Raw genomic sequence first — 24,554 nt, 5'->3', positions numbered from 1 at the left:
TACGGATTGCCCTCACCGGCTTACCCCAGTATCACTTACCTGTATTCCATTAACGGGGAATACGCGGACTACTTGGTTCTTGACGGCGGTACCTGTCTTTCCTGGAAACTCTCGCCACTGCCCGTCAACGGCCCCTACTATTCGATGCATGACACCTAGCTATGGGGGCTTGGCGCTCGAAATTGTGGTACCGGTTTTCAACGAGGAAGCCGTACTCGAAAACAGCATCTCAAAGCTCGCCGAATACCTGACGCTCGAAATGCCATTGACGTGGAAAATCACCATTGCAGACAACGCGAGCACCGACAGAACCCCCGCGATCGCAACGCGACTTAGCGAACAGTTTTCCAACGTGAGCTACCGTCGCCTAGAAGTCAAAGGACGGGGTTACGCGCTCCGGGACGCTTGGGGATCCTCAGAGGCGAAAGTCCTCGCGTATCTGGATGTCGATCTGTCTACTGATCTTGCTGCACTTCCACCGTTGGTGGCTCCGCTGTTGTCGGGGCATTCGGATATTTCCATCGGCACCAGGCTGGGACAGAGCTCCCGAGTAAGCCGGGGTCCCAAGCGGGAATTCATTTCCCGTTCCTACAACTTTCTGCTCCGCCGGACCATGCAGGTGCGTTTCTCAGATGCGCAGTGCGGCTTTAAGGCTATCCGAGCAGATGTTGCCCACCGGATACTTCCTCACATTGAAGATAACGGCTGGTTTTTTGATACCGAACTGCTAATCATTGCCGAACGTTCTGGACTGCGCATCCACGAAATTCCCGTGGACTGGATCGATGACCCTGACAGCCGAGTGGATATAAAGCAGACCGCTTACGATGACCTCCGCGGAATGGCTCGTGTGGCCACCGCGCTGGTCAAGGGGTCGATTCCTGTCCAGGCGATTTACGCCGAGCTCGGCCGGCGGCCTATCGTGGTGCCATCCAGGCCGAGCTTCTTCGGCCAGGTAATTAGGTTTGGCTTGGTGGGTGCCGTGTCGACGGTGGCCTTTGCGCTGCTGTATTTAGTGCTGCAAGGGGCGTTTGGAGCTCAAGAAGCAAACTTCCTCGCCCTGCTTATGACTGCCGTGGGAAACACTGCGGTCAACCGACGGTTCACTTTCGGCATCAGTGGACCGGCGAAACTGTTTACCCAGCAGTTTCAGGGACTCATAGTTTTCCTGCTGGCATGGAGCATAACGTCGTCGTCTCTTCTGGTACTTCATACGGTCAATCTGGACGCCGCACCGAGTACCGAGCTACTGACGCTGACCGCCGCAAATGTTGTCGCCACGCTCATGCGGTTCCTCCTGCTCAGAATCTGGGTGTTCCGGGTCCGCCGGGGCGACAAACATTCAGCGTTGGTGGCGCTGCAGCCTGTGAGTGATCCAGCACTATGAGGAACCACGCCGTTCACGACTCCACTGAGCCGATGGCAGGCAGGAAGGAGCACGTCTCCATCCAGAGATCGCCGATGTGGCGTCGAACCCTTCCCTCACCGAGCCCGCTACCCACATGGGAGCGTCCCGCACTTCTCGCCTTGCTCTCGCTGTCTGCGCTTCTATATATGTGGGGACTCGACATTAATGGCTGGGCGAATTCCTATTACTCTGCAGCCGCCATGGCTGGTGCCGAAGACTGGACGGCGTTCTTTTACGGATCCTCTGACCCGGAGAACGCCATCACGGTGGATAAGCCTCCACTAAGCATCTGGGTTATGTCGCTGTCAGTCCGACTTTTCGGTCTAAACAGCTGGAGCCTGCTGCTGCCCCAGGCATTCATGGGCATAGCGACAGTCTTTTTGCTCTACAAAATGGTTCGAAATCGTTTCGGTTCGCCGACTGGGTTACTCGCAGCCACCCTAATGGCTGTCACTCCCGTCAGCACGGTCATGTTTCGCTACAACAATCCGGACGCTTTGCTGGTACTGGTCATGGTTACCATTGCCTTCTGTTCGCTTCGCGCCATCGAACGGGGGGAGTTGCGCTGGCTGATTTTCGTTGGCGCCCTGGTTGGTGCAGGTTTCCTCACGAAGCAGTTGCAGATCGGCTTGATTCTTCCGGCGCTTACGATCACATACCTAGTTTTTTCCCGGACGACCTGGTCTAAACGACTCCTGCACCTAACTTTGGCGGGTCTCACCGCCATGCTCGTGGCTGGCTCGTGGCTCTTTGCTGTGCAGTCGACAGATCCCTCGAACCGACCTTTTATCGGTGGATCGCGGAACAATAGCTCGATCGAACTTGCGTTGGGCTATAACGGACTGGATCGGATCACTGGCACAGATGCAAGTCGGACTATGTCGAATTCCATTGATGCACTGGATGAAAAACTCGATCCAGGCTTCCATCGTTTCCTTCAGCCCCAGTTTTCGGGACAGTTTGGATGGTTTATTCCCTTCGCACTCGTGGGAATCTTTGTGGCGATTCTTTTCTTCCTCCGGCGCCGGTCTCATCCCATCGAGAGTGCACTCTTATTGTTCTCCTCGTTGTGGTTTCTGACTGCCATCACCGTTTTGGCCTACATGTCGGGAATTGTGCACCCATACTATTCATTAGTTGCCGTACCGCCCATGTGTATTTTGGGATCGATCGGACTCGCCTACTTATATCGGCGACTGGATCAAGGGCTGCGATACAGGGTGACGATGGCCGCGATAACATCGGGATGCCTCGCCATTGCTATTGGCTCAGCAATTCGATCAACAGCGGATTTTCCTCTTCTTCCGCTAATTCTTGCCGTCTTCGGGGGGCCTACTATTGCACTTCTCGCTCTTCGCCCGCCCAACCTGGTGACTAAGCGAATATCCTTGTGGTCTCTGGTTACCGTTTTGCTTGTGGGACCGATTATATGGTCAGTACACACGGCTGCGAATCCGCATGTCGGATCAGGCGTGATCGCCGGTCCAAGCATTCTTGGCATACGTACCGATCATCCAGATCGGAAGGAAGTCCCCTCGTACCTGACGAAGGACTTTCTCGCCGTGATGTTCGGCGACATACCGCCCCCAGAGATTATCGAACGCACACGTTCCACGTCAGAGTCAGTGACCTGGGCGGCAGCCAGTGTGGGGTCAGCTAGCGCCGCCAACCTGCAGTTGGCCAGCGGTCGTGCAGTTCTCGCAGTTGGAGGCTTTGATGGCACCGATCCTTACCCGACGCTTGAACAGTTTCAAGGACTGGTTCGAGAGGGCCGGGTCTCCACGCTGGTGCTGGAGAATCTGCCGCCCTTGACGTTGGAGGGCAAGGGTGAATCCGCCCGAATCGTTGAATGGGCACGAGCGAACTTTCGTGCCCAGTCCATTGCCGGCGTGGATGTGTTTCAACTTCACAGGTGACAGAAGGTCATATCATCGTCAGTTCGTCTATGGCCAAAGATTAAGGAGCATTTCGGCTTGCCAAGCATGCGAAATACGGCGTGACCAGCGAAGAAGATTACGGGCCCGAGGGGAAGGATTGTCGTGCCAAACCAGAACCACGAAACAAAGCGTGGCAACAGGAGGGAAGGGACGTGCAAATCCAGGGAAGAAGACTGAAAGGCCGCTGATCGGCAGATTGATCCATCTCGCTCTGAACGTGAGGATTTGGTCGTGCACATTGCACGGTGGCGAGCCCGTTTATGACAGTCACACGAACCGGTAAAGGGGGATTCTCGGGCTTCGAAACTCGTGGACGGCCGTCCCGCTCCTGCAGCCAACCCTTAATGGCAAGCGCCCGCCCCACCTAATGGTGGGGCGGGCGCTTGCGTAAGCGGGATTAGCGCTTGGAGTACTGCTGAGCCTTACGGGCCTTCTTGAGACCGGCCTTCTTGCGCTCGATGACGCGGGCGTCGCGAGACAGGTAGCCGGCCTTCTTCAGGATGGCGCGGTTGTTCTCGACGTCGATCTCGTTCAGTGAACGGGCGATGCCGAGGCGCAAGGCACCGGCCTGGCCTGAGATGCCGCCACCGTGGATGCGGGCGATGACGTCGTATGCACCGTCAAGGTCAAGGATCTTGAAGGGCTCGTTGACGTCCTGCTGGTGCAGCTTGTTCGGGAAGTAGTTGTCCAGCGCGCGGCCGTTGATGGTCCACTTGCCGGAGCCCGGTACAACGCGGACACGGGCAACAGCTTCCTTGCGGCGGCCAACAGCTGCGCCGGCAACGGTCAGTGCCGGGCGCTCCTTCTTCGGCGCAGCAGCTTCAGCAGCTCCGCTTTCAGAGGTGTAGCTGGTCAGGGTTTCCTCAGCCTCAACGGCTTCGGTGGTCTCTTCGTTCTGAGCCACGATTCTCCTTGTATAGATAAGTTGTTTGGTGGCCAGGACTACTGGGCGACCTGGGTGATTTCGAAAGTCTTGGGCTGCTGGGCGGCGTGAGGGTGCTCTGCACCGCGGTACACCTTCAGCTTGCCCAGCTGCTGCGCAGCGAGGGAGTTTTTGGGGAGCATGCCCTTGATGGCCTTCTCAACGGCGCGGACCGGGTTGGACTCCAGGAGTTCCGCGTAGTTGACGGAGGTCAGGCCGCCCGGGTAACCGGAGTGGCGGTATGCGCGCTTCTGCTCCAGCTTGGCGCCGGTCAGTGCGACCTTCTCGGCGTTGATGATGATGACGAAATCGCCCATGTCCATGTGGGACGCAAAGGTGGCCTTGTGCTTGCCGCGCAGCAGGATTGCGGTCTGGCTGGCAAGACGACCAAGGACAACGTCTGTGGCGTCAATGACGTGCCACTGGCGGTTGATATCGCCGGGCTTCGGGGTGTACGTACGCACGGTTTTTGCCTCGTTCTTGTTCTGGCGTTCTTGTTTAGGTGTCACTCAAGCGTGTGCACCTACTATCTATGCGTTACCGGAACAGAGGTGAGGGCTCTATGTAACCAGTCATCCTAAGGTCCCGAATGTGCACGCTGAGTAGTTATCCTGCAACCGGATTCTCCGCGGGCACGCATCATCGAGAAAGGACACGCACAACGACTACCAATGTTAGCTTGAACCGGGCCTCAGGGTCAAAATGGGTGAGCCGGACAGTCTTCCAACGTGCGCCGGCCTGACAATGCAGGGGACGCAGTGACCATTTGGGGAAGCACCGCTACGGCCGAGCCGCTGTTTGTGACCCTCATCGGGCTTCTGGGCCTAGTTCTCTCACCCGTGACCGACACTCTCATAGCCAGGCTCCTCCCTCGCGTTGGTCCGATGTCAACCAAGCGCGTCAGAATCACGACGGCGGCAATCACAAGTGTTCTCTGCGCGGCTTTCGCATTCCGACTCGGCGCCGACCCTGCACTGCCGGCTTTCATCCTCCTGGCCGTCCTCGGCGTGCAGCTGGGCCGAATTGACCTACTACTCCATCTGCTACCGAACCCTTTGGTTCTGTCCCTCCTAACTGGGGGGCTGACATGCCTGTTTGCAGCCACACTTGGCGGGCAAGGGTGGTCCAATCTTTTGCGGGCACTGGCCGGTGCCTTCGTTCTCTTTGTCATCTACCTGATTTTGGCCTTGATTTCGCCAGCTGGCCTCGGAATGGGCGACGTAAAGCTAGCCGCTCCCGTAGGCCTCTACTTGGGGTACTTAGGTTGGAGCCAACTGCTTTATGGCGGACTGCTCGGGTTTGTACTCAACGGCGCGATCACGCTGCTTGTTGTAGCGACAAAACGCAAGGAACGTAAGGCTGAAGTGGCCCATGGACCATCGATGCTTGGCGCAGCAGTTGGTGTAGTTCTGATATTTGTCTGACGCTTCGGCTGCGCTAAAGCCGCGTCCTCAGCCACAGTACTAACAGCAAAACCAAGTAGTCCCTCGTGCTAAATGCGATCTGCCTGCGTACTCAGGTAGAGGTTCCCAGTACGCGCTGAAAGCGTCAGCAATAAAGTCGAGTACAACTACGCATTGTTGCCTACCACCGGCAATGCCAATCTCTTCTTAGCGAAGTCCAGCAAACCGCTAAGAATTATGGGGGCAGCTGGAAATTCGTTGAAACATCACAAAAATCACTTTCATCGAATTAAGGAAAATAAAATGACTTCTCTTATGGTCTCAATGACTGCTTTCATCGCCGGCATGAAGGATCGTCTCACTTCAGAAAAGGGAGCAACGATGGTGGAGTACGGCCTCATGGTCGCCCTCATCGCAATCATCGTAGCCGTAGGCGCGGCGGCCCTGGGCGTCGGCATCGACACTCTCTTCGACAACACCACCGCCAAGCTCTAGCTAGTTGTCAAGAGCTATTGGCCCCGGCGATATTCTGTAAAGTCACCGGGGCCAATTCGGCTCTCCAAGCAAATGCTTGGGATCTCAGGCACATTTTTAGAAAAACGAGTCCGGGGAGACGGTCTTGAACCCGAAACAGAAAGAGCGCGGTGCAGTGGCCGTTGAAATGGCACTACTACTTCCGCTATTGCTACTTATTCTCATCGGCACAATGGAGTTCGGCCGGGTATTCAACATACAGAACTCCCTAACTCAAGCCGCTCGCGAAGGCGCGCGGGACGCTGCCATCCATTACAAGGACAGCACTCTCGATGTCTCAGGTACAGCCTTGGCTGCTGCACCATCTCTGGCAGGGCTCGGCATGACCGTAACCCACAACGCCACCAGTTGTGGTTCTGGAAAGAACGTAACCGTCACCACCAAGGTCACCCTGGCATCGATGTCTAAGTTTTTGGACGCCGGCTTCTTCGGTGCACCAGGAATATTCCCGATAGAACTCAATGGCGTAGGAGTGATGAGATGCGGCGGTTAGATTACCTAGTCAAGCGTGAGCGTGGCGAGAATCGCGATACCGAGCGTGGCGCATCTGCAGTTATCGTCGCCTTCAGCATGGTCGCTCTGCTCGGTTTCTCTGCTCTCGCTGTAGACGTCGGAGCCATGTATGCGGAAAAGGCTCAAATACAAAACGGCGCCGATGCCACCGCTTTGGCCATTGCCGGCCAATGCGCCAAAGGCATTAATTGCACCGTTGCGATGGGAGATTCGAACAACCGTCTTGCGGATCAGAACGCAAACGACAGTTCTACTGGCGTTTTCTCGGTGACTCAGCCAAATTCGAACACGGTCAGGGTGGAAACCAACGCCCAGGAGGCAGGTTCGACCGCGGACAGCTTCAGCCTGTTCTTTGCCCGCGTATTGGGAAATGAAACGAGCGTCATTCACGCAGCGGCCGAAGCATCCTGGGGGCCGCCTTCCGGGGCAAAGACCTTGCCTTGGACCATTAGCCAATGCGTATTCGAAAAGTATCTAACACCGACTCAGCTAGCTGAGCTCAACTCAACTGGCACCTTTACGGGAAATCCAATTCCTACGCGAATCCTCTTTCGTTACGACCAGAACGTCGAAACAGTACCGGGATGCGAGGCCCAGAACGGATATGCGCCAGGTGGATTTGGCTGGCTCGACACTGACGGCGGCTGCTCAGCGGACATTGACGTCGTGAACAGCGAAGTTGGCAGCAACCCCGGTAACGACTTGCCAAATGTGTGTAATAGCATGCCAGCGACCATCAAGGAATCGCCGATCCTGCTGCCCATATTTACCTCTGCAACGAAAAATGGCCAGAAGACCGAGTATGAGTTGGCTGGCTTCATCGCTTTCCAAGTCACGGGATTCAAGTTCGGCGGGGGCCCCGGGCTCACTGATCTCGATCCCCTCGCGCCGCCTTGTGACGGTGGTAACTGCCGCGGTATTCAGGGCTTCTTTACCAGATTCGTCTCTCTCGCGGAGGGACTGTCCATTTCCGGCGCGCTGCCTAATTACGGCGGCACGGTGGTTGCCCTCTCAAAGTAGCCGCAACAGGCTATTTGAAATCGTCACACATCCACTCTATAAGGAGGACTCGAAGTGAATTCACGCCTACTGGGAGGCATTGCGGCACTGGTACTCGCCGTCGTTGGTGCCATTCTACTTTTCGTCTACGTTCAAGGTGCTGCCAACCGTGCTCAGGCCGGGCTGGAACCCGTCAACATTCTCGTTGTCCAGGAAAGTATCCCCGCTGGAACCAAGGCATCTGATCTTGGCACCAGGGTACAAGCAAAATCTATTCCGAAATCAGCGGTCCCCGAGGGCGCTCTTGAGTCCCTAGGCGACCTCACCGGCAAAGTCACAGCCGTTGATCTTCAGCCCGGCGAACAGCTTCTCTCGTCCCGCATGGTTGACCCGCGCGAGCTGGTACCTGGGACCGTTCCCGTACCCGACGGGTTAGAGGAGGTCACATTTCTCCTAGCCCCGGAACGACTTCTCGGCGGAAGGATCGAGGCAGGCGACAGTGTGACCGTATTTGCTTCCTTTACGTCGGAGGAAAACATGCCCGCCGATGCATCTGTTCCCGCAGAGATCAAGGGATGGAAGCAGTCCACTGGGCTCCTCTTCCACGATGTGTTGGTCACGGCAGTACAGAAGGCGGCTCCTGAGACGGAAAAGTCGACGCCGACCGAGGAGGGCATTCAGATGCCAACCGGTTCCGCCTTCGTTACTGTCGCCAGAAGTGACGCAGACGCGGCGAAAATGGTTTTCGGCGCCGAGTTTGGAACTCTGTGGCTGTCCAAGCAGACCCCCGCCTCAACGAAGAGTGATCCCCCGGTAACTACGTTTGGTGGGCTGTACTGATGAGCCGGTTCGTAGCAATAACTGCAGTGCGCGACTTCGAGGGCCGAGTTCGGCAGGCAATCGCCGGCGCACTGCATGGTGACCTTCAGACGCTCTCGCCCGATGTCCTGGCAGGTGGACCGGAGGACGTGTTCAAACAGCTCACCGGGGCACCTCCGGAAGTCCTGATATTAGGACCCGGAGTCGCGCCGGAAGAAGCTCTGAAACTCGCTACGGTGTTCGACCTTCAGTACCCGGAGGTCAGCCTGCTTTTAATCGCCGACCCCAGTCCTGAGCTTGTGCTTCGTGCTATGCACTCAGGGATCAGAGACGTCGTTACTCCAGAAATTGTTGTGAACGACCTCCGCGTCCTCCTCGAACGTGCATGCCTCGCCGCTGCGAGCCGCCGCAGGGGAATGGCCCCGGCGGCCGAATCAGGCCAAGAGAGGGGCCGAGTCATCGCAGTCATGTCTCCCAAGGGCGGAGTCGGCAAGACCACCGTTGCAACCAACCTAGCCATCGGTTTGGGCAAGGTCGCTCCAATGGGAGTGGTGCTTGTTGATTTGGACCTGCAGTTCGGGGATGTTGCTTCGGGGCTCATGCTGGAACCTGAACATTGCATCACGGAAGCGGTCCATGGGTCAGCCTCCCAAGACTCCATGGTGCTGAAGGCGTTCCTGACGGTACATCCGGCCGGGATTTATGCCCTTTGCGCTCCACGGACGCCGGCGGAGTCGGACTATATCACTGCCGATCACGTCAGCCGCCTGCTCAACCAGCTGGCAGGAGAATTCAAATACGTCGTTGTGGACACAGCCCCTGGATTAGGGGAGCACGTGCTTGCCACCCTGGAACAGGCTACAGATGGCATTTGGGTGTGCGGAATGGATATCCCGAGCGTCCGTGGTCTCCGAAAGTGCTTCAGCGTGCTAAAGGAGCTTCAACTTCTGCCGCAAGGCAGACACACCGTGCTTAACTTTGCGGATCGTAAGAGTGGACTTTCGGTGCAGGACGTCGAGGCCACAATTGGAGTTCCAATTGATGCTGTAATACCCCGTTCGCGTACCCTTCCCTTTTCTACGAACCGCGGTGTCCCGGTGCTGCAGAGTACAACCAGGGACTCAGCAACCAAGGGTCTAAAGAAACTCGTAGACCGTTTCGACCCGCAATGGGTATCGTCCGCGCACAATAAGCTGCACCGAAGGGTGGTTGTATCGTGAGACTGTCAGATCGGCTCTCCAAGTCGAACAATGATGGGGTTTCAGCTAACACAGCAGGAAATCCGGACCCCGCGTTTGAGACGTCGTCGCAATCTCAAGGGCTCTTGGATTTGCCCTCAACACCTCAGCGCCCGACGTACGCCTCGCCACTGGCATCCTTGAACGGAGCGCCACCGCCGGCGGTCGATGCCTTGGCAGGACTTAAGCAGCGAGCTGCGCTTGCGCTCTTCGAACGCATGGGAACTCGGTTCGGAGATTCCTCCGCTTCAGAAGATGAACTCCGAACATCTGCCGTGGAGGAGCTCTCCTCCGTCATCGACGAAGAACAGGTGCCGCTGTCACCGGAAGAACGGCGCAGGTTGATCCGGGAAATTGCTGACGAGGTAATGGGCTTCGGGCCGCTCCAGCGTCTGTTGGAAGATCCATCCGTAACAGAGATCATGGTCAATCGCTTTGACCAGATTTACGTTGAGCGAAATGGACATCTCTCGCTAACGGGCTCACAATTCAGTTCCGATGACCACCTGCGCAAGGTCATCGAACGCATCGTGTCTAAAGTTGGTCGACGGATTGACGAGTCTTCGCCCCTGGTGGACGCCCGGCTCGAGGATGGCTCGCGAGTCAATGCAATCATCCCGCCCTTGGCGGTGAATGGTCCGTCCCTTACTATCCGGAAATTCAGCCATGTGCCACTTACGGTTCGCAACCTCATTGAGTGGGGTTCCATCACTGTGGAAATGGCGGAACTCCTGAGCGCATGCGTCAAAGCTCGGTTGAACATCATCGTTTCTGGCGGTACTGGCACAGGAAAGACCACGCTTCTGAACGTCTTGTCGTCGTTCATCCCCGAGGATGATCGCATCGTGACCATTGAAGACGCTGTTGAACTTCAGCTGCAGCAGGAGCACGTGGTTCGTTTGGAGAGCCGCCCACCGAATATTGAGGGCAAGGGAGCAATCGGAATTCGGGAGCTGGTTCGCAACTCCCTGCGGATGCGTCCTGACCGGATCATTGTTGGCGAAGTCCGGAGCGGCGAATCCTTGGACATGCTTCAAGCGATGAACACCGGTCATGACGGATCCTTGTCCACCGTTCACGCCAATTCACCGCGGGATGCAGTGGCGCGCCTGGAGACGCTGGTCCTAATGGCTGGCATGGACCTACCTCTTCGCGCCATCCGCGAACAAGTTTCGTCAGCCGTGGACCTGATTATCCAAGTCACCCGGCTCCGCGATGGAACCCGCCGTGTGACGCATGTGACGGAGGTTCAGGGAATGGAAGGTGACATAGTCACACTCCAGGATGTGTTCCTCTTCGACTACGCCGCCGGAATGGACGCTCAAGGACGCTTCCTCGGCAAACCGATATCGACGGGGATTCGCCCGCGATTCCTGGATCGTTTTTCGGAGCTAGGGATCGCCGTGTCGCCGGCCGTATTCGGTGGCACCATGAACCCTCAAGGGAGGCGATAGTCGATGGAATCTCCAGCACTCTTCATTCTAGCGATTTTGACGTGTTTCGGTGCCCTACTGCTGGTTTTCCTTGTAGTTCTGAAACCCCGCTACGGTGCCATCCCGGCAGACCGTAGGCGGCCTGTGACGAGTGGGGACAATTCGTCTTTCAGCAGAGTTTCACAGACCCTAGTCGACCGAGTGGGAGGAGTCCTAGGCAAGTCCGGCGGACCCTTCCACCGGGCTTTGCTCTATAACGCCGGCGTCAAATTGAACCCAGCGGATTTCACGGTATTGGTTGCCGTTGCGTCATTTTTGGCCGGGTTCCTCGCGACCCTGCTGACCAACCTGGCGATAGGTATCCTCATTGGTGCGGCTACACCTTTTATAGTGCGGTTCGTACTAACCATTCGCACAGACAAGCGCCGCGGTAAGTTCGAATCCCAACTCATCGATACCATCCAAATGCTAATAGGTGGTTTGCGAGCAGGTCACAGCGTCATGCGTTCGCTAGAGGCGGCGGGCCTGGAATCGGAAGCGCCCACTTCGGAGGAACTGACGCGGATTGTCAACGAGACGCGGATTGGCAAGGACGCGAGATTGGCTCTGGACGAGACCGCGGAACGTATGGCCAGCGAAGACTTCCGATGGATTGGACAGGCCATCCAGATCAATCGTGAAGTTGGAGGTGACCTGGCCGAAGTACTCGAACAAGTGGCTGGCACCATTCGCGAGCGTAGCGAGATCAAGGGCCAGGTTCGTTCACTCAGCGCGGAAGGCAAAATGTCGGCCGTTGTGCTAATGGGAATGCCAGTTGCTGTGGCGATGATGCTTGCGGTCATCAATCCCGGGTACATGAGCGTCTTTGTTGACGAGCCCATCGGCAACGTGATGGTGGTGGTTAGCTTGATCATGTTCGTTATGGGCGGCTTCTGGATGAGCCGCATCGTAAAGATAAAGTTCTAGGGAGGACCGTCATGACTCCAATAGCCTGGCTCATTATTTCGGCGGTTGTGCTTCCGCTCTCCTACTTCACATGGGTTCTTGTAACGCTGGACCGCCGGGGTGCCTTGGCTGTCAAGACAAACCTCGGCCAAGGATTTGCTCAGAACGGAGCAATTGCTGCAACTCGTCCCCCACTTATGCTAGGGGTCGCCAGGAGGCTGACCCCAGGCACATACGAGGCAAAGTTGGACCGGTGGCTCTCCCTCGCGGGCCGCCCTGCATCCCTGCCCTTGGAGAAGCTCATCATCTCCAAGCCGATTCTTGCGTTGGCTGGAGCCGTTCTGGGCATAGTCATTTTCCGTAACTCGCCGACACTGCAGAGTGTCGGCATCGGGATCTGTATTTCGGCGTTTGGTTACTTTGTTCCCGACTTGTTGGTTTACAACAAGGGGATTAAGCGCCAGCAAGCGATAGAAATTGAGCTGCCCAATACTCTGGACCAGATGTTGATCTCCGTCGAGGCAGGACTTGGGTTCGAGGCTGCCATGGCGAGGGCAGGCCAATACGGCGATGGACCGTTGGCCCAAGAGTTGATGCGCACGTTGCAGGACATGCAGGTTGGGCGTCCCCGCCAAGAGTCCTACCAAGCACTCGCCGACAGATCTTCGGTGGCGGATTTGCGCAGTTTCGTTCGGGCAGTCGTCCAAGCCGATAAGTACGGCATTGGACTCGCCAAAGTTCTTCGCACGCAGGCCAAGCAAGCAAGGGTAAAGCGCCGGCAGCGAGCGGAGGAAAAGGCTATGAAGCTTCCCGTGAAGGTTTTGTTTCCCCTCATGGTTTTCATTTTCCCGGTGCTTTTCATCGTCCTCCTTGGCCCGGCAGTCATCAACATCATGAACACGCTGCTCTAGCCCTAACGCGCCACTTGGCGCCCCAAATACCGGACCCCCTCGGCACCCAGAACCGAGGGGGTCCGTTTGTGTCCGGCAGGCCAGCCTTTCCAAGGATCACCACAGGAAAAGCGACAGGTAAGCGCAGGAGATGTACACGGGCGGAAGCGTTTGCGCAGGATGCTGCAAGATCCGGTCAACGTCGCATCAACGGGAGCTAGCTTCGTACTAGAGCTGGTGCAGGGCCAGCCGTCCGACTCGCTCAGGAGTACGAAATGCTTTCTCTCTACACCAACCTCATGACCCGCCTTCGCAGCGAAGAGAAGGGCGCCACTGCTGTCGAATACGGCATCATGGTCGCGCTCATCGCCGTTGTTATCATCGTGGCCGTCAGCACCCTCGGCAGCCAGCTTGGGGACTTGTTCACCGGTGTCAACAGCGACATCGCAAACCCGCCTGCTCCGACCGTCGCCGCCACTCCCTAGTTCCCCTATGCGGTGTCGTCCCATATACGAACCGCATTTGTCTGGCCAGGGCAAGAACCGGCAGCCAAGAGGAGGCGCAGCAGGTGTCACACGATTCGGAACGCGGGGCCGCCGCCGTCGAGTTTGCGATCCTGCTGCCCCTCCTTTTGATGCTCGTCCTGGGAACCATTGAGTTCGGACGGGCTTACAACGCCCAAATCACACTCACAAATGCTGCCCGCGATGGCGTCCGGGTGATGGCGATTGCCAAGAATCCGACTGAGGCCAAATCCGCCGCGAAGAATGCAGCCGCATCCGTCAGCACGACCATTCCGACTTCGGATATCACCTTGAGCACCGAGGTGTGCCCCTCGGGAGCGCAGGTGACTCTCACTATCAAGTACAACCTGTCCACCATCACGGGCATCGCAGGTCCCTTCCCGATGACAGGCAAGGGAGTCATGCTATGCGGCGGCTGACCAAGGAAGAAGCATCAAAGGAACGCGGGGCGATCACCGTCATCGTGGCTCTAATGATGGTGACACTCCTGGGCTTCGTGGCAATTGCCGTGGACGTTGGCGTCATCTACTCGGAACGTGCACAGCTTCAGAACGGTGCGGACGCCTCCGCCTTGGCGCTCGCCCAGAAGTGCGCCAAGGATGTCAACGACCCCGTGTGCTCGAAAACGTCGACGCTGGCCTCCAGCCTCGCGAACCAGAACGCCCTGGACGGCATGAGCAAGGTGTACTCCATAGATCTGAACACGACTGCCAGGACTGTGGCTGTCACTACGTCAGCCAAGGAGACGGGCGGCGTGGACAACTCGGTTTCCCTCTTCTTCGCCGATGTCCTCGGTATTCCCAGCCAGGAGGTCGGAGCCCGCGCCTCCGCCGTCTGGGGCAGCCCCCAAGCCGGACGCACCGCGTTTCCGCTCGCCTTCTCCATTTGCCAGGTCAAGGGCCATGTGGACGGTTCGCTGCAACTCCTGCAAGACCACGGCAACGACGCCAACCCTGACTGCAACTACGGGCCATCCGGCGCAGCCGTGGCCGGCGGCTTCGGCTGGCTGGCTCCGGACACAGGAAAATGCGGCGGCACTATCGATCTTGCCCTCAGCGAAGGCGGCAGCGACACGGGCAACAACGCCCCGGGACACTGTGCCGCTGAACTCAACCATTGGGCCGCCGAAATTACTGCAGGGCGGGACGTGACCGTTCTGCTTCCCGTCTTCAACAAGGTGACCGGCACCGGGGCAGGTGCCGTCTACAGCTTGATTTCCTTCGCAGCTTTCAAAGTCATTGGGTGGAAATTCAGCGGCGGCGACGGCAAAGGACCGGACGATAGTAGCCTCCCCTACACCTACCGGAACCTGATTTCGACCGCGACAGGAGTGACCAAGGCGACCGAATGCAAGGGTGGCTGCAGAGGAATCATCGGCAGCTTCGACAAATACGTCTCCCTCGCCGACGGCTACAAACTAGGCCCCGTAGACGAGTACGGCGCCACCATCGTCCGCATGACGCTCTAGTCCAATCGCACCGCGCATCTTATTCCAGGAGTAAAAAGTGAAGTCTCGCCTGCTGGCAGGAACTGCTGCGATTGCATTGGCGCTTGTGGGAGCCCTCCTCATCATCTTCTACGCACAGGGCGCCGATCAGCGTGCCATGGCCACCACCCAGCCAGTAGATGTCCTTGTGGTCAGGACTGCTATTCCCGCCGGCACGCCAGTCAATGAAATGGCAGCTTCCCTCGCCATCGAAAAGGTCCCGGCCGCCGGCGTTGCCGACACGGCTCTCCGTAACCTGGACAACTCCGCCGGCACTGTCAGCGCCGTGGCCCTCGTCCCGGGCGAACAACTCCTCGCCGAACGGCTCGTGGCACCGCAAGAAGTCAAGGCCGAGGGTGCGGTTACCGTGCCTGCCGGTTTCCAGGAAGTTTCCTTCGAGGTGGAGCCCAAGCGGGTTGTCGGCGGTCGCGTCGACGTCGGCGACCACGTGGGTTTCTTCCTCTCCTTCGACGGTGGAGCGGTTAAGGGCAAGCCCGAAGATGTAAGCACCCAGTTAACGGTTCGGAAAGCCCTCGTCACCGCCGTGCAGCGTGCTCCCCAGGCTGCTCCGGCCGAGAAGCCCGCGGAAGGCGAACCTGATCCGGCTGACACCACGCTTCCCGAAGGCTCGCTCATGCTCACCGTGGCGGTGAACGACGTCGACGCCGGCAGGATCGTCTTCGCGTCAGAGTTCGGCCGCATTTGGCTCACCAAGGAACCCCTGGACGCCACGGACAGCGGCCCCCGCGTCGAGCGCAAAGAAGTGGTCTACAAGTGAGCCGCTTCGTCCTCCTCTCCCCCAACGCCGACTTTGACCAAAGGCTTCGCCAAGCCGTAAACAACGGACTCCGCGGGACCGTGCAGACCATCGCGTCTGACATCCTTCCCGCCGGTCCGCAGGAACTCTTTTACCTCCTGAACCAGGAGCAGCCGGAGGTCCTCATCGTTGGGCCGGACGTTTCCCCCGACGAGGCGCTGCGATTCGCCAAGGTCTTCGATGTCCAGCTTCCCGGGCTCAGCATCGTGCTGGTCAGCGACGCCGATCACTCGGTCCTGCTGCACGCCATGCGGGCCGGGATCCGGGACATCCTGAGCCCACATGCCGACGCCGCGGAGATCCGTGTCCTCCTCGAACATGCCTGCCAGGCCTACGCCACCCGTAACCGTACCCACGATCCGTCAACTGTTGGAAACAATGGGAAAGGACTCGTGATTGGAGTGTTCTCCCCCAAGGGGGGCGTCGGCAAAACCACTCTCGCCACCAATATCGCCATCGGCCTCGGCCAGATTGCTCCCATGAGTGTGGTGATCGTGGACCTGGACCTGCAGTTCGGGGATGTGGCCTCCGGCCTATATCTAAATCCGGAGCACACCGTCACGGATGCCGTGACACCCGCCGCAGCCCAGGACTCCTTGGTCCTCAAGGCTTTCCTGACTGTGCACCCGGCGGGAATCTACGCCCTGTGCGCACCGCCGAACCCGGTTGAAGCAGACCACATCACTGCTGAGCAGGTCAGCCATTTGATCGGGCAGCTGGCCCAGGAATTCCAGTACGTGGTCCTGGACACGGGGCCCGGTCTCCCCGAGATCGGGCTTGCCGCACTGGAACAGTGCACTGACGTCGTTTGGGTCAGCGCCATGGACATCCCCAGCCTCCGCGGCCTGCGCTCCGGCCTCGAAGTCCTGCGCCAGCTTGAGATCATGCCCGAGTCACGGCACGTCGTCCTAAACATGGCCGATGCCAAAGCCGGCCTCACCGTCCAGGACGTGGAATCGACCATCGGCGCTCCCGTGGACGTGAGCATTCCGCGGTCCCGCGCCGTGGCGCTGTCCACGAACCGAGGCATTCCGGTGCTCCAGGAGTCCAGGAAGGATCCGGCTGTCAAGAGTCTCAAACAGCTGGTTGAGCGGTTCAACCCTGTTTGGCGAGCCCAGGCCCAGCGCAAACTTCACCGAAGGGTGGTCATCTAGTGAAACTCTCCGAACGGATCAGTGCCGTCCAGGACAGGAACCAGTCTGTTCACGCCGCCGCCGCGCTTCACCCCGCCATGGAAAACGCGATGCCGGCTGGCCCCTCAGTTCCGCCGCGTTCGGCACGAGCGGCACGGGACGAGGAAACCGCTGGTACCGTTCCCGCCGCCGTCGTGCCTTTACCCCACAGCTCACTGGAACCAGCTAAAGCATTCAAGGCCCAGCCGGTGGATGTCTTCGCCGCGATGAAGCTTCGGGCTGCGAGCGCACTCTTTGAACGGATGGGCGCACGGTTCAACGACGCGTCAGTCACCGAACAGGAGTTGCGCAGCACCGCAAAGGAGGAGCTCACCCGGATCATTGACGCCGAGCAGGTTCCCCTTTCGGCGGAGGAGCGCACCCGCCTTGTTCGCGACGTCGCCGACGACGTCCTGGGTTACGGACCGTTGCAGCGGTTGCTCGACGATCCGGCCGTCACCGAAATCATGGTCAACCGGATGGACCAGATCTACGTGGAGCGCAAGGGCAAACTGACCCTCACCGAGTCCCGGTTCAGCTCGGAAGAGCACCTGCGCAAGGTGATTGAGCGCATCGTGTCCAAGGTGGGACGCCGGATCGACGAGTCCTCTCCCCTGGTGGATGCCCGCCTCGAGGACGGTTCCCGTGTGAACGCCGTGATCCCGCCGCTGTCCGTGGGCGGATCATCGCTGACCATCCGTAAGTTCAGCAAGGTGCCGCTGACCGTCCGCAACCTCATCGACTTTGGCACGCTGACCCCGGAAATGGCTGAACTGCTTGATGCCTGTGTAAAGGCCAAGCTGAACATTATCGTGTCCGGCGGCACCGGAACGGGCAAGACCACACTGCTCAACGTGCTGTCCTCCTTCCTTCCCGCAGACGAACGGATCGTCACCATCGAAGACGCCGTTGAACTGCAGATCCAGCAGCAGCATGTGGTCCGTCTGGAAAGCCGGCCCCCGAACACGGAGGGGAAGGGCGAGGTGACCATCCGCGAACTGCTCCGCAACTCGCTGCGTATGCGGCCGGACCGGATTGTGGTGGGTGAGGTCCGCGGCGGCGAGTCCCTGGACATGCTGCAGGCCATGAACACGGGCCACGATGGGTCCCTTTCCACCGTCCACTCCAACTCGCCGCGCGACGCCGTGGCCCGCCTCGAGACGCTGGTGCTGATGGCGGGCATGGATCTGCCGCTGAGGGCCATCCGCGAACAGATTGCCTCAGCCGTGAACCTCATTGTGCAGATCTCCCGTCTGCGTGATGGAACCCGGCGCATCACCCACGTCACCGAGGTACAGGGCATGGAAGGGGACATCGTCACGCTCCAGGATGCGTTCGTTTTCGACTACTCCGCAGGCATGGACGCCCACGGGCGCTTCCTTGGCAAGCCTGTAGCCACCGGCATCCGGCCGCGTTTCATCGACCGCTTTGAGGACCTTGGTATCCATGTCTCGCCGGCGGTGTTTGCCGGGTCACTTTCCCCGGTGACGAAATGACCGCCATGGCCCTGTACGTCGGGATTGGCGTGCTGCTGGCGGCCATCAGCCTCCTAGGCATCGCGGTACTCGCCCCCGGCACACCCGAGGTGCCGATGGACCGCCGTCGTCCATTCGAAGCGAACCCGCCCACCGCGTTGACGCGCTTCGCCGCCTCAGCCGTGGCCTCCTTCGAGCGGATGCTGGGCGGACGCCAAGTCCAACTCTTCTCCCGCATCCAACTGGAGAACGCCGGTCTTCGGTTGAGCCAGGCGGAATTCTTCATCCTGGTGGCTGCCGGCGCCTGCGTGGGATTCCTCGTGGGCATCGTTACCGTCGGGCCGCTGATGGGGCTGGTGCTGGCGATCTTGTCCCCGTTCGTGGGGCACCTTGTCCTGGGTTACCTGGCCGGGAAAAGGCGGGCAAACTTTGATACCCAACTCGGTGATACGCTCCAGCTTCTCTCGGGAGGCCTGCGCGCAGGTCACAGTATTCTTCGCGCCATCGACGCCGCCGCACAGGAATCCCAGAAGCCCACGTCCGAAGAGATGCGACGCGTCATCACCGAGACAAGCCTGGGACGCGACCTCCTGGCAGCCCTCAACGACACAGCCCTTCGGATGAAGAACGAGGACTTCGTCTGGGTGTCCCAGGCCATCCAGATCAACCGCGAAGTTGGCGGCAACCTCGCCGAAGTCCTGGACCAGGTGAACGAGACCATCCGCGAGCGCGGAGAGATCAAGGGGCACATCAAAGCTCTCGCAGCGGAAGGAAAGTTCTCCGCTTACATCCTCATTGCCATGCCCTTCGGCATCGTTGGCATGTTGCTTTCGGTCAGCCCGAACTACATGAACTCGATGTTCACCCATCCCCTGGGCTGGGTCATGATCGGCGCGTCGTTTGTCCTCATGACCATCGGCGCTCTGTGGATGCGCAAGATCATCGATCTGAAGTTCTGAGGGACGTGATGAACCCCCTGATTCTCCTCGCAGCGGTCTTGATCTGCGTTCCCATGGCCGGTTTGGCCTGGTCAGTTCTGACCGCTGACCAGAAGGGCCGCGTCGCTGCCGCCGAACTCCTCAGCCGTGGTGCAGTCCTCACGGACTCAGTGGTTCCCCCCAAGGCCAGCTTGCTAGAGTCCTTCGGCCGGCGCTTGACCCCTCCCGCGTATGTGGCATTTCTGGACAGGCTTCTCTCGCTCGCGGGCCGCCCACTGTCCATGCCGCTGGGGAAGGTCCTTGGTTCGAAAATCGCCCTCGGCGTGACCGGAGCTGCCCTGGGAATCTACCTGAGCGCCGTCGGCACAACGCCAATCATGAAGCTCGCGGGCCTCTTCCTCCTTTTCCTCGGCTACTTCATACCCGACCTGATGCTCTACAGCAAAGGCATGGAGCGACAGAAGGCCATGCAGCTGGAACTGGCCAACACCCTTGACCAGATGCTGATTTCCGTGGAGGCGGGCCTGGGCTTCGAGGGGGCGATGGCCCGGGCCGGGGAAAACGGCAAGGGGCCCCTGGCGGAGGAACTGGTCCGCACCCTGCAGGACATGCAGGTGGGCCGCAGCCGCCGGGAGTCGTACCAGGCACTGGCTGAGCGGACCAATATCCCGGAGCTGCGAAGCTTTGTCCAAGCGGTGGTCCAGGCGGACACGTACGGAATTGCCATCAGCAGGGTACTGCGGATCCAGGCAAAGGTCATGAGGGTCAAACGCCGGCAGCGGGCGGAAGAAAAAGCCATGAAACTCCCGGTGATGATCCTCTTTCCGCTGCTGTTTTTTATCTTCCCCGTCCTCTTCATCGCAATTCTCGGCCCCGCAGTTATCAACACAGTAGTCACATTCAGCAGCCAGTGACTACCCAAAAAGTCCCACAAAGGATGACTCAAGGTTTCCACAGGATCTACCGAAAACAGGGCCCCGAGTATCAACAGGAAGTAGCCTTGAAGCATGGACAGTCCACCACTCATCTCCAGCAGCGGGGATGACCCAGCAGAGTCGGCGGCAGCAGCGGGCCGAGCAACGGACTCGGGTGCGGGCTACCTAGCGGCAGGCGCCCCTGAACCGCGGTGGGTTGAACTGGAGATCCTGGCAGAGCTGGAAGAAGAGCTGGACGGGCCTCAGCTCGCACAGGAATTTGCCCGCGACTATGCCGCCTTGTGGGACCAGCGCTTCGGCAAGCTCTCGGCCGCAGTGAACATCCAGGACAGCCCGGCCGCCCTGGACGCCGTCATCAGCCTGCGGATCGCTTCAACCATGGTGGGCGGGCTCCGCCTCGCGGTGCTGGCCCAGGCCTTGGAGGACGCCGTCCGCGGGGGCGACTTCCTCCAAGGCCAGGACATCCTGAAACGGGTGGCCGAACACGGCCTGCAGACCGTCTCCGAACTCCAGGCCAACTACATCCTGAAAAACGATTAGCCCAGCCCCGGCCAAACCGGCAGGTCCGCACGTTTCGGCGCCAGCCGGTACCCGACACCCCGAACGGTCTGCAGCCAACGCGGTGACAGCGGATCCTCCCGGAGCTTGCGGCGCAGGTTGCCAATGTGTACTTCCACCGCCCGCTCATCGGCTTCACTGATGTAGGCGTCGTGCTCATACAGGTCGCCCCGGACGGCCCGTACAAGGTCTGACCTGGTGCACACGGCACCCTCTCCGCGGAGCAACGTGTGCAGGAGGTCAAACTCGCTGCGGGTGAGCCCAAGGTTTGCTTCACCGATCACCACGGTGCGGGTCCGGTAGTTCAGCACCAGTCCGTTGTGTTCCAGGACGCCGGGGTGAACCAGTGACGCCGGCGCAGCCGGAGGAACCGGCCAGGCAGCGGCGGGCGGTTGGGGATGGGTGATGTCCTGGCGCGGCCTGCGCATCATGGCGGCAACCCGCGCCCGGAGCTCGCGCGGCCTGAACGGCTTGGCAATATAGTCATCTGCCCCGGCATTCAGTGCGGAGAGCAGGTCTGGCTCTTCAGTCCTGCCTGTCAGCATCACCACGTAGGCATCACTGAACGACCTGATGCGCCGCAGCACCTCAAAACCGTCAATGTCCGGAAGGCCTATGTCGAGGGTGATGACCTGCGCTTTGCTGTGCCGGACAACCTCGACACCCTCACGGCCCTCGGCCGCGGTATGGACCTCGAATCCCGCTTGCCGCAATACTCCCTCAAGGAGGTTGCGGATATCCGCATCGTCTTCAATTACTACTGCTACCCCAAGATCTTCCATTACGTTCCCTGTCGCCAGGTGGAAGAGGCCCCCATCAGCCCAGCGCTAATCCCCTCAACCACTCCAACTCTGTATACCGTACAAGGCAAAACGGGAGATGACACTTCTATTTGGATTTGGGTTTGAAAAGTCAATAACTATGACACGGGTTACACATTGGGATTCCAGTGCACGATAAACATGCTTAGTGTTGCCGCACTGCCCTGGTCAGCTCGGCGCGGGTCAGCATCTCGTCGTCGGATGGGTAGGCCACTTCCTCCAGCACCAGCGGATGCGGCGCGGCCAGGATGGACTTGGCATCCCGCTTCCGGGCCAGCAGCCGCTCGTGCAGCCAGCCCGGCTCCTCGATTCCCTCCCCCACATACAGTGCGGAGCCCACGAGGGCGCGGACCATGTTGTGGCAGAAGGCATCTGCCTGGACGGTGGCCACAATGACGCCGTCCTCACTGCGGGCGAACTCGAAGCGCAGCAGTTCGCGGATGGTGGTGGCGCCTTCCCGCGGCTTGCAGAAGGAGAGGAAGTTCTGCAGCCCCAGCAGCTTGGAGGCGCCCTCGTTCAGCAGTGAAACGTCCAGCGGGTTCGGATGCCACAGCGTGAAGTAGCGTTCCAGCGGGTCCCACAGGGCCGGGCCGTCCGCGATCCGGTAGCTGTAGCGCCGCCACAGGGCGGAGAACCGGGCGTCGAAGCCCGCAGGGGCCAGAGACACCATGTGCACCTCGATGGCACCGGTCAGATCCCCCAGCCCCCTGCTCAGTGCACCCCGCAGACGGCGGAGAAGCGCGACGGCGGGATCGAGTTCGTGCCCGCGCGGCAGTCCCAGCCACTCGGCGTCCGTCAGGTCCAGGTGGACCACCTGCCCGCGGGCATGCACGCCGGCGTCGGTCCGCCCGGCCACCGTCACACGGATTGGCCGGCGCAGCAGCAGAGCCAGCGCCTCTTCCAGCACGCCCTGGACGGTCCGCAGGCCCGGCTGCACTGCCCACCCGCTGAAGGGGCCGCCGTCGTACGACAAATCAAGCCGGACACGCAAAAACCCGCCGCCCCCTGAAACGGGGGCCGCGGGTTTTTGGTCGTTCATAGACTCAAGTCTATGCGAAGGAATCAGCGAATTACTTCGCGTCCTTTTCCTTTGCAGCGGGAGCCTTGGCAGCTTTCTTAGCCGAAGCTTCCTCAGCGGCCGGAGCCTCTTCGGTAGCGGCTTCGGTCTCAGCCGGAGCCTCAGCTTCGGTCTCGGCAGGAGCCTCAGCTTCGGTCTCAACGACCTCGGCCTCAGCAGCTTCGTCAGCAGCCGGAGCGGCAGCAGCAGCTTCCTTCTTGTCGGCGTCGCGCTTGGCAGCAGTTGTAGCCTCGGCTACAACGGCCTGCTTGGCGGAAACCGGCTCGAGGACCAGTTCGATGACAGCCATGGGAGCGTTGTCGCCCTTGCGGTTGCCGATCTTGGTGATGCGGGTGTAGCCGCCATCGCGGTTCTCCACTGCCGTGGCAATGTCGGTGAACAGCTCGTGGACGATGCCCTTGTTGCTGATCAGGCCGAGCACGCGACGGCGTGAAGCCAGGTCGCCGCGCTTGGCGAAGGTCACGAGGCGCTCGGCGTACGGCTTGAGCCGCTTGGCCTTGGTCACCGTGGTGGTGATCCGCTTGTGCTCGAACAGTGCTGCTGCCAGGTTCGCGAGCATAAGACGCTCGTGAGCCGGGCCGCCTCCGAGGCGCGGACCCTTAGTGGGGGTAGGCATAATTGTTTCTCCTCATATGGAAGCCGGTGGTGGGCACACCATGGTGCCCGCCGGCCAAGATCTGTTTTAGAGTTCGTCGTCGCCGAAGTCGGCGTCGTTCTCTTCAATTGCTGCGGCGCGTGCTGCGAGGTCAAAACCGGGAGGCGAGTCCTTGAGGGACAGGCCCAGTTCAACCAGCTTTGCCTTGACCTCGTCAATGGACTTCGCACCGAAGTTACGGATGTCCATCAGGTCAGCCTCGGAGCGGGCTACGAGTTCACCCACGGTGTGGATGCCCTCACGCTTGAGGCAGTTGTAGGAACGGACCGTGAGGTCCAGATCCTCGATCGGCAGTGCCATGTCTGCTGCCAGGGCAGCATCCGTCGGCGACGGGCCAATCTCGATACCTTCAGCTGCCGTGTTCAGCTCGCGGGCCAGACCGAACAGTTCCACCAGGGTGGTACCTGCCGAAGCAACGGCATCGCGCGGGGCGATGGCCTGCTTGGTCTCGACGTCGACAATGAGCTTGTCGAAGTCAGTGCGCTGCTCAACACGGGTTGCTTCCACGCGGAAAGTAACCTTCAGCACCGGCGAGTAGATCGAGTCGACCGGGATACGGCCGATCTCGGAGTCGCCGGACTTGTTCTGAGCTGCCGAAACGTAGCCGCGGCCGCGCTCGATGGTCAGTTCGAGTTCGAACTTGCCCTTCGAGTTCAGAGTGGCAATGTGCAGATCCGGGTTGTGGAATTCGACGCCGGCCGGCGGAGCGATGTCCGCGGCGGTGACGACTCCGGGGCCCTGCTTGCGCAGGTAAGCAACAACCGGCTCATCGTGCTCGGAGGAGACCGACAGGCTCTTGATGTTCAGGATGATCTCAGTGACATCTTCCTTGACACCCGGAACCGTGGTGAACTCGTGCAGCACGCCATCGATCCGGATGCTGGTGACAGCAGCGCCGGGGATGGAGGAGAGCAGGGTACGGCGGAGGGAGTTTCCGAGTGTGTAGCCGAAGCCCGGTTCCAGCGGTTCAATGATGAAACGCGAGCGGTTTTCGGAGACGACCTCTTCGGAGAGGGTGGGGCGCTGTGCAATGAGCACTTAGGTTTCCTTTCGG

At 59.6% G+C, this 24,554-nt stretch carries 26 protein-coding genes; 20 read left to right on the top strand and 6 right to left on the bottom strand.

Annotated features, from left to right (window positions below):
- Window positions 1–148 precede the first annotated feature (148 nt).
- Window positions 149–1,387, top strand: a complete 1,239-nt coding sequence (locus AC1MCA_RS16300; RefSeq protein ID WP_479799183.1) for a bifunctional glycosyltransferase family 2/GtrA family protein — start codon at window positions 149–151, stop codon at window positions 1,385–1,387.
- 167 nt (window positions 1,388–1,554) lie between these two features.
- Entirely contained in the window at window positions 1,555–3,324 is a 1,770-nt protein-coding gene (locus AC1MCA_RS16295) for a glycosyltransferase family 39 protein (protein WP_479799180.1), read from the top strand.
- Window positions 3,325–3,742: 418 nt separating this feature from the next.
- Here AC1MCA_RS16295 and rpsI read toward each other — a convergent pair whose 3' ends face one another.
- Window positions 3,743–4,249: a 30S ribosomal protein S9 gene (gene rpsI, locus AC1MCA_RS16290; RefSeq protein WP_104136643.1), complete on the bottom strand. Its 507-nt coding sequence runs from the start codon at window positions 4,247–4,249 to the stop codon at window positions 3,743–3,745.
- Between the two features lie 38 nt (window positions 4,250–4,287).
- Window positions 4,288–4,731, bottom strand: a complete 444-nt coding sequence (rplM, locus tag AC1MCA_RS16285) for a 50S ribosomal protein L13 (RefSeq protein WP_015937805.1) — start codon at window positions 4,729–4,731, stop codon at window positions 4,288–4,290.
- Window positions 4,732–5,151: 420 nt separating this feature from the next.
- On the opposite strand from rplM, the gene AC1MCA_RS16280 reads away from it, so the two are divergent.
- The 18 genes from AC1MCA_RS16280 to AC1MCA_RS16195 all read left to right on the top strand — a co-directional run bounded on the left by AC1MCA_RS16280 (window position 5,152) and on the right by AC1MCA_RS16195 (window position 20,928).
- Complete coding sequence (locus AC1MCA_RS16280) at window positions 5,152–5,691, top strand: prepilin peptidase (protein WP_479799177.1); 540 nt, start codon at window positions 5,152–5,154, stop codon at window positions 5,689–5,691.
- Window positions 5,692–5,973: 282 nt separating this feature from the next.
- Window positions 5,974–6,165, top strand: coding sequence for a Flp family type IVb pilin (locus AC1MCA_RS16275; RefSeq protein WP_479799174.1), 192 nt, complete (start codon window positions 5,974–5,976; stop codon window positions 6,163–6,165).
- Between the two features lie 124 nt (window positions 6,166–6,289).
- Window positions 6,290–6,697, top strand: a complete 408-nt coding sequence (locus AC1MCA_RS16270) for a TadE/TadG family type IV pilus assembly protein (RefSeq protein WP_479799172.1) — start codon at window positions 6,290–6,292, stop codon at window positions 6,695–6,697.
- Window positions 6,685–7,737, top strand: a complete 1,053-nt coding sequence (locus tag AC1MCA_RS16265) for a Tad domain-containing protein (protein ID WP_479799170.1) — start codon at window positions 6,685–6,687, stop codon at window positions 7,735–7,737. The genes AC1MCA_RS16270 and AC1MCA_RS16265 overlap by 13 nt, the downstream gene beginning before the upstream one ends.
- Window positions 7,738–7,791: 54 nt before the next feature.
- A complete protein-coding gene (gene cpaB / locus AC1MCA_RS16260) occupies window positions 7,792–8,556 on the top strand; it encodes a Flp pilus assembly protein CpaB (protein ID WP_479799168.1) in 765 nt (254 codons plus the stop codon).
- A complete protein-coding gene (locus AC1MCA_RS16255; RefSeq protein WP_479799164.1) occupies window positions 8,556–9,755 on the top strand; it encodes a CpaE/TadZ family protein in 1,200 nt (399 codons plus the stop codon). Before cpaB (AC1MCA_RS16260) ends, AC1MCA_RS16255 begins: the two co-directional genes overlap by 1 nt.
- A gap of 149 nt (window positions 9,756–9,904) precedes the next feature.
- Window positions 9,905–11,227 carry a TadA family conjugal transfer-associated ATPase gene (locus AC1MCA_RS16250; protein ID WP_479803430.1) on the top strand — a complete coding sequence of 441 codons (1,323 nt, stop codon included), beginning with the start codon at window positions 9,905–9,907 and terminating at the stop codon, window positions 11,225–11,227.
- Between the two features lie 225 nt (window positions 11,228–11,452).
- Window positions 11,453–12,172, top strand: coding sequence for a type II secretion system F family protein (locus AC1MCA_RS16245; RefSeq protein WP_479799160.1), 720 nt, complete (start codon window positions 11,453–11,455; stop codon window positions 12,170–12,172).
- A gap of 11 nt (window positions 12,173–12,183) precedes the next feature.
- Complete coding sequence (locus tag AC1MCA_RS16240) at window positions 12,184–13,062, top strand: type II secretion system F family protein (protein ID WP_479799157.1); 879 nt, start codon at window positions 12,184–12,186, stop codon at window positions 13,060–13,062.
- Window positions 13,063–13,316: 254 nt separating this feature from the next.
- Window positions 13,317–13,526 carry a Flp family type IVb pilin gene (locus AC1MCA_RS16235; RefSeq protein WP_479799154.1) on the top strand — a complete coding sequence of 70 codons (210 nt, stop codon included), beginning with the start codon at window positions 13,317–13,319 and terminating at the stop codon, window positions 13,524–13,526.
- Window positions 13,527–13,609: 83 nt separating this feature from the next.
- Window positions 13,610–13,984 carry a TadE/TadG family type IV pilus assembly protein gene (locus AC1MCA_RS16230; RefSeq protein WP_479799149.1) on the top strand — a complete coding sequence of 125 codons (375 nt, stop codon included), beginning with the start codon at window positions 13,610–13,612 and terminating at the stop codon, window positions 13,982–13,984.
- Window positions 13,972–15,033: a pilus assembly protein TadG-related protein gene (locus AC1MCA_RS16225; protein ID WP_479799145.1), complete on the top strand. Its 1,062-nt coding sequence runs from the start codon at window positions 13,972–13,974 to the stop codon at window positions 15,031–15,033. The genes AC1MCA_RS16230 and AC1MCA_RS16225 overlap by 13 nt, the downstream gene beginning before the upstream one ends.
- Before the next feature lie 37 nt (window positions 15,034–15,070).
- Window positions 15,071–15,829 (top strand): Flp pilus assembly protein CpaB, encoded by a 759-nt coding sequence (cpaB, locus tag AC1MCA_RS16220; RefSeq protein ID WP_479799141.1) that lies wholly within the window; start codon window positions 15,071–15,073, stop codon window positions 15,827–15,829.
- Complete coding sequence (locus AC1MCA_RS16215; protein WP_479799138.1) at window positions 15,826–17,022, top strand: CpaE/TadZ family protein; 1,197 nt, start codon at window positions 15,826–15,828, stop codon at window positions 17,020–17,022. The genes cpaB (AC1MCA_RS16220) and AC1MCA_RS16215 overlap by 4 nt, the downstream gene beginning before the upstream one ends.
- Window positions 17,023–17,267: 245 nt before the next feature.
- Window positions 17,268–18,536, top strand: a complete 1,269-nt coding sequence (locus tag AC1MCA_RS16210; protein WP_479803429.1) for a TadA family conjugal transfer-associated ATPase — start codon at window positions 17,268–17,270, stop codon at window positions 18,534–18,536.
- Window positions 18,537–18,541: 5 nt separating this feature from the next.
- Window positions 18,542–19,474 (top strand): type II secretion system F family protein, encoded by a 933-nt coding sequence (locus tag AC1MCA_RS16205; protein WP_479803427.1) that lies wholly within the window; start codon window positions 18,542–18,544, stop codon window positions 19,472–19,474.
- A gap of 8 nt (window positions 19,475–19,482) precedes the next feature.
- Window positions 19,483–20,367 (top strand): type II secretion system F family protein, encoded by an 885-nt coding sequence (locus AC1MCA_RS16200; RefSeq protein ID WP_479799136.1) that lies wholly within the window; start codon window positions 19,483–19,485, stop codon window positions 20,365–20,367.
- 93 nt (window positions 20,368–20,460) lie between these two features.
- On the top strand, window positions 20,461–20,928 hold the full coding sequence (locus AC1MCA_RS16195; protein WP_479799132.1) for an Hpt domain-containing protein: 468 nt from the start codon (window positions 20,461–20,463) through the stop codon (window positions 20,926–20,928).
- Here AC1MCA_RS16195 and AC1MCA_RS16190 read toward each other — a convergent pair.
- The 4 genes from AC1MCA_RS16190 to AC1MCA_RS16175 all read right to left on the bottom strand — a co-directional run bounded on the left by AC1MCA_RS16190 (window position 20,925) and on the right by AC1MCA_RS16175 (window position 24,538).
- Window positions 20,925–21,728: a response regulator transcription factor gene (locus AC1MCA_RS16190; protein ID WP_479799127.1), complete on the bottom strand. Its 804-nt coding sequence runs from the start codon at window positions 21,726–21,728 to the stop codon at window positions 20,925–20,927. The two genes, AC1MCA_RS16195 and AC1MCA_RS16190, sit on opposite strands and share 4 nt — an antisense overlap.
- 184 nt (window positions 21,729–21,912) lie before the next feature.
- Window positions 21,913–22,806: a tRNA pseudouridine synthase A gene (locus AC1MCA_RS16185; RefSeq protein WP_479799124.1), complete on the bottom strand. Its 894-nt coding sequence runs from the start codon at window positions 22,804–22,806 to the stop codon at window positions 21,913–21,915.
- 31 nt (window positions 22,807–22,837) lie between these two features.
- On the bottom strand, window positions 22,838–23,461 hold the full coding sequence (gene rplQ / locus AC1MCA_RS16180) for a 50S ribosomal protein L17 (RefSeq protein WP_479799120.1): 624 nt from the start codon (window positions 23,459–23,461) through the stop codon (window positions 22,838–22,840).
- A gap of 66 nt (window positions 23,462–23,527) precedes the next feature.
- Window positions 23,528–24,538: a DNA-directed RNA polymerase subunit alpha gene (locus AC1MCA_RS16175; protein WP_108600151.1), complete on the bottom strand. Its 1,011-nt coding sequence runs from the start codon at window positions 24,536–24,538 to the stop codon at window positions 23,528–23,530.
- Window positions 24,539–24,554 lie beyond the last annotated feature (16 nt).

Source organism: Arthrobacter sp. BK1 (assembly GCF_056680055.1).
This window is presented reverse-complemented; position numbering and strand designations above follow the sequence as displayed.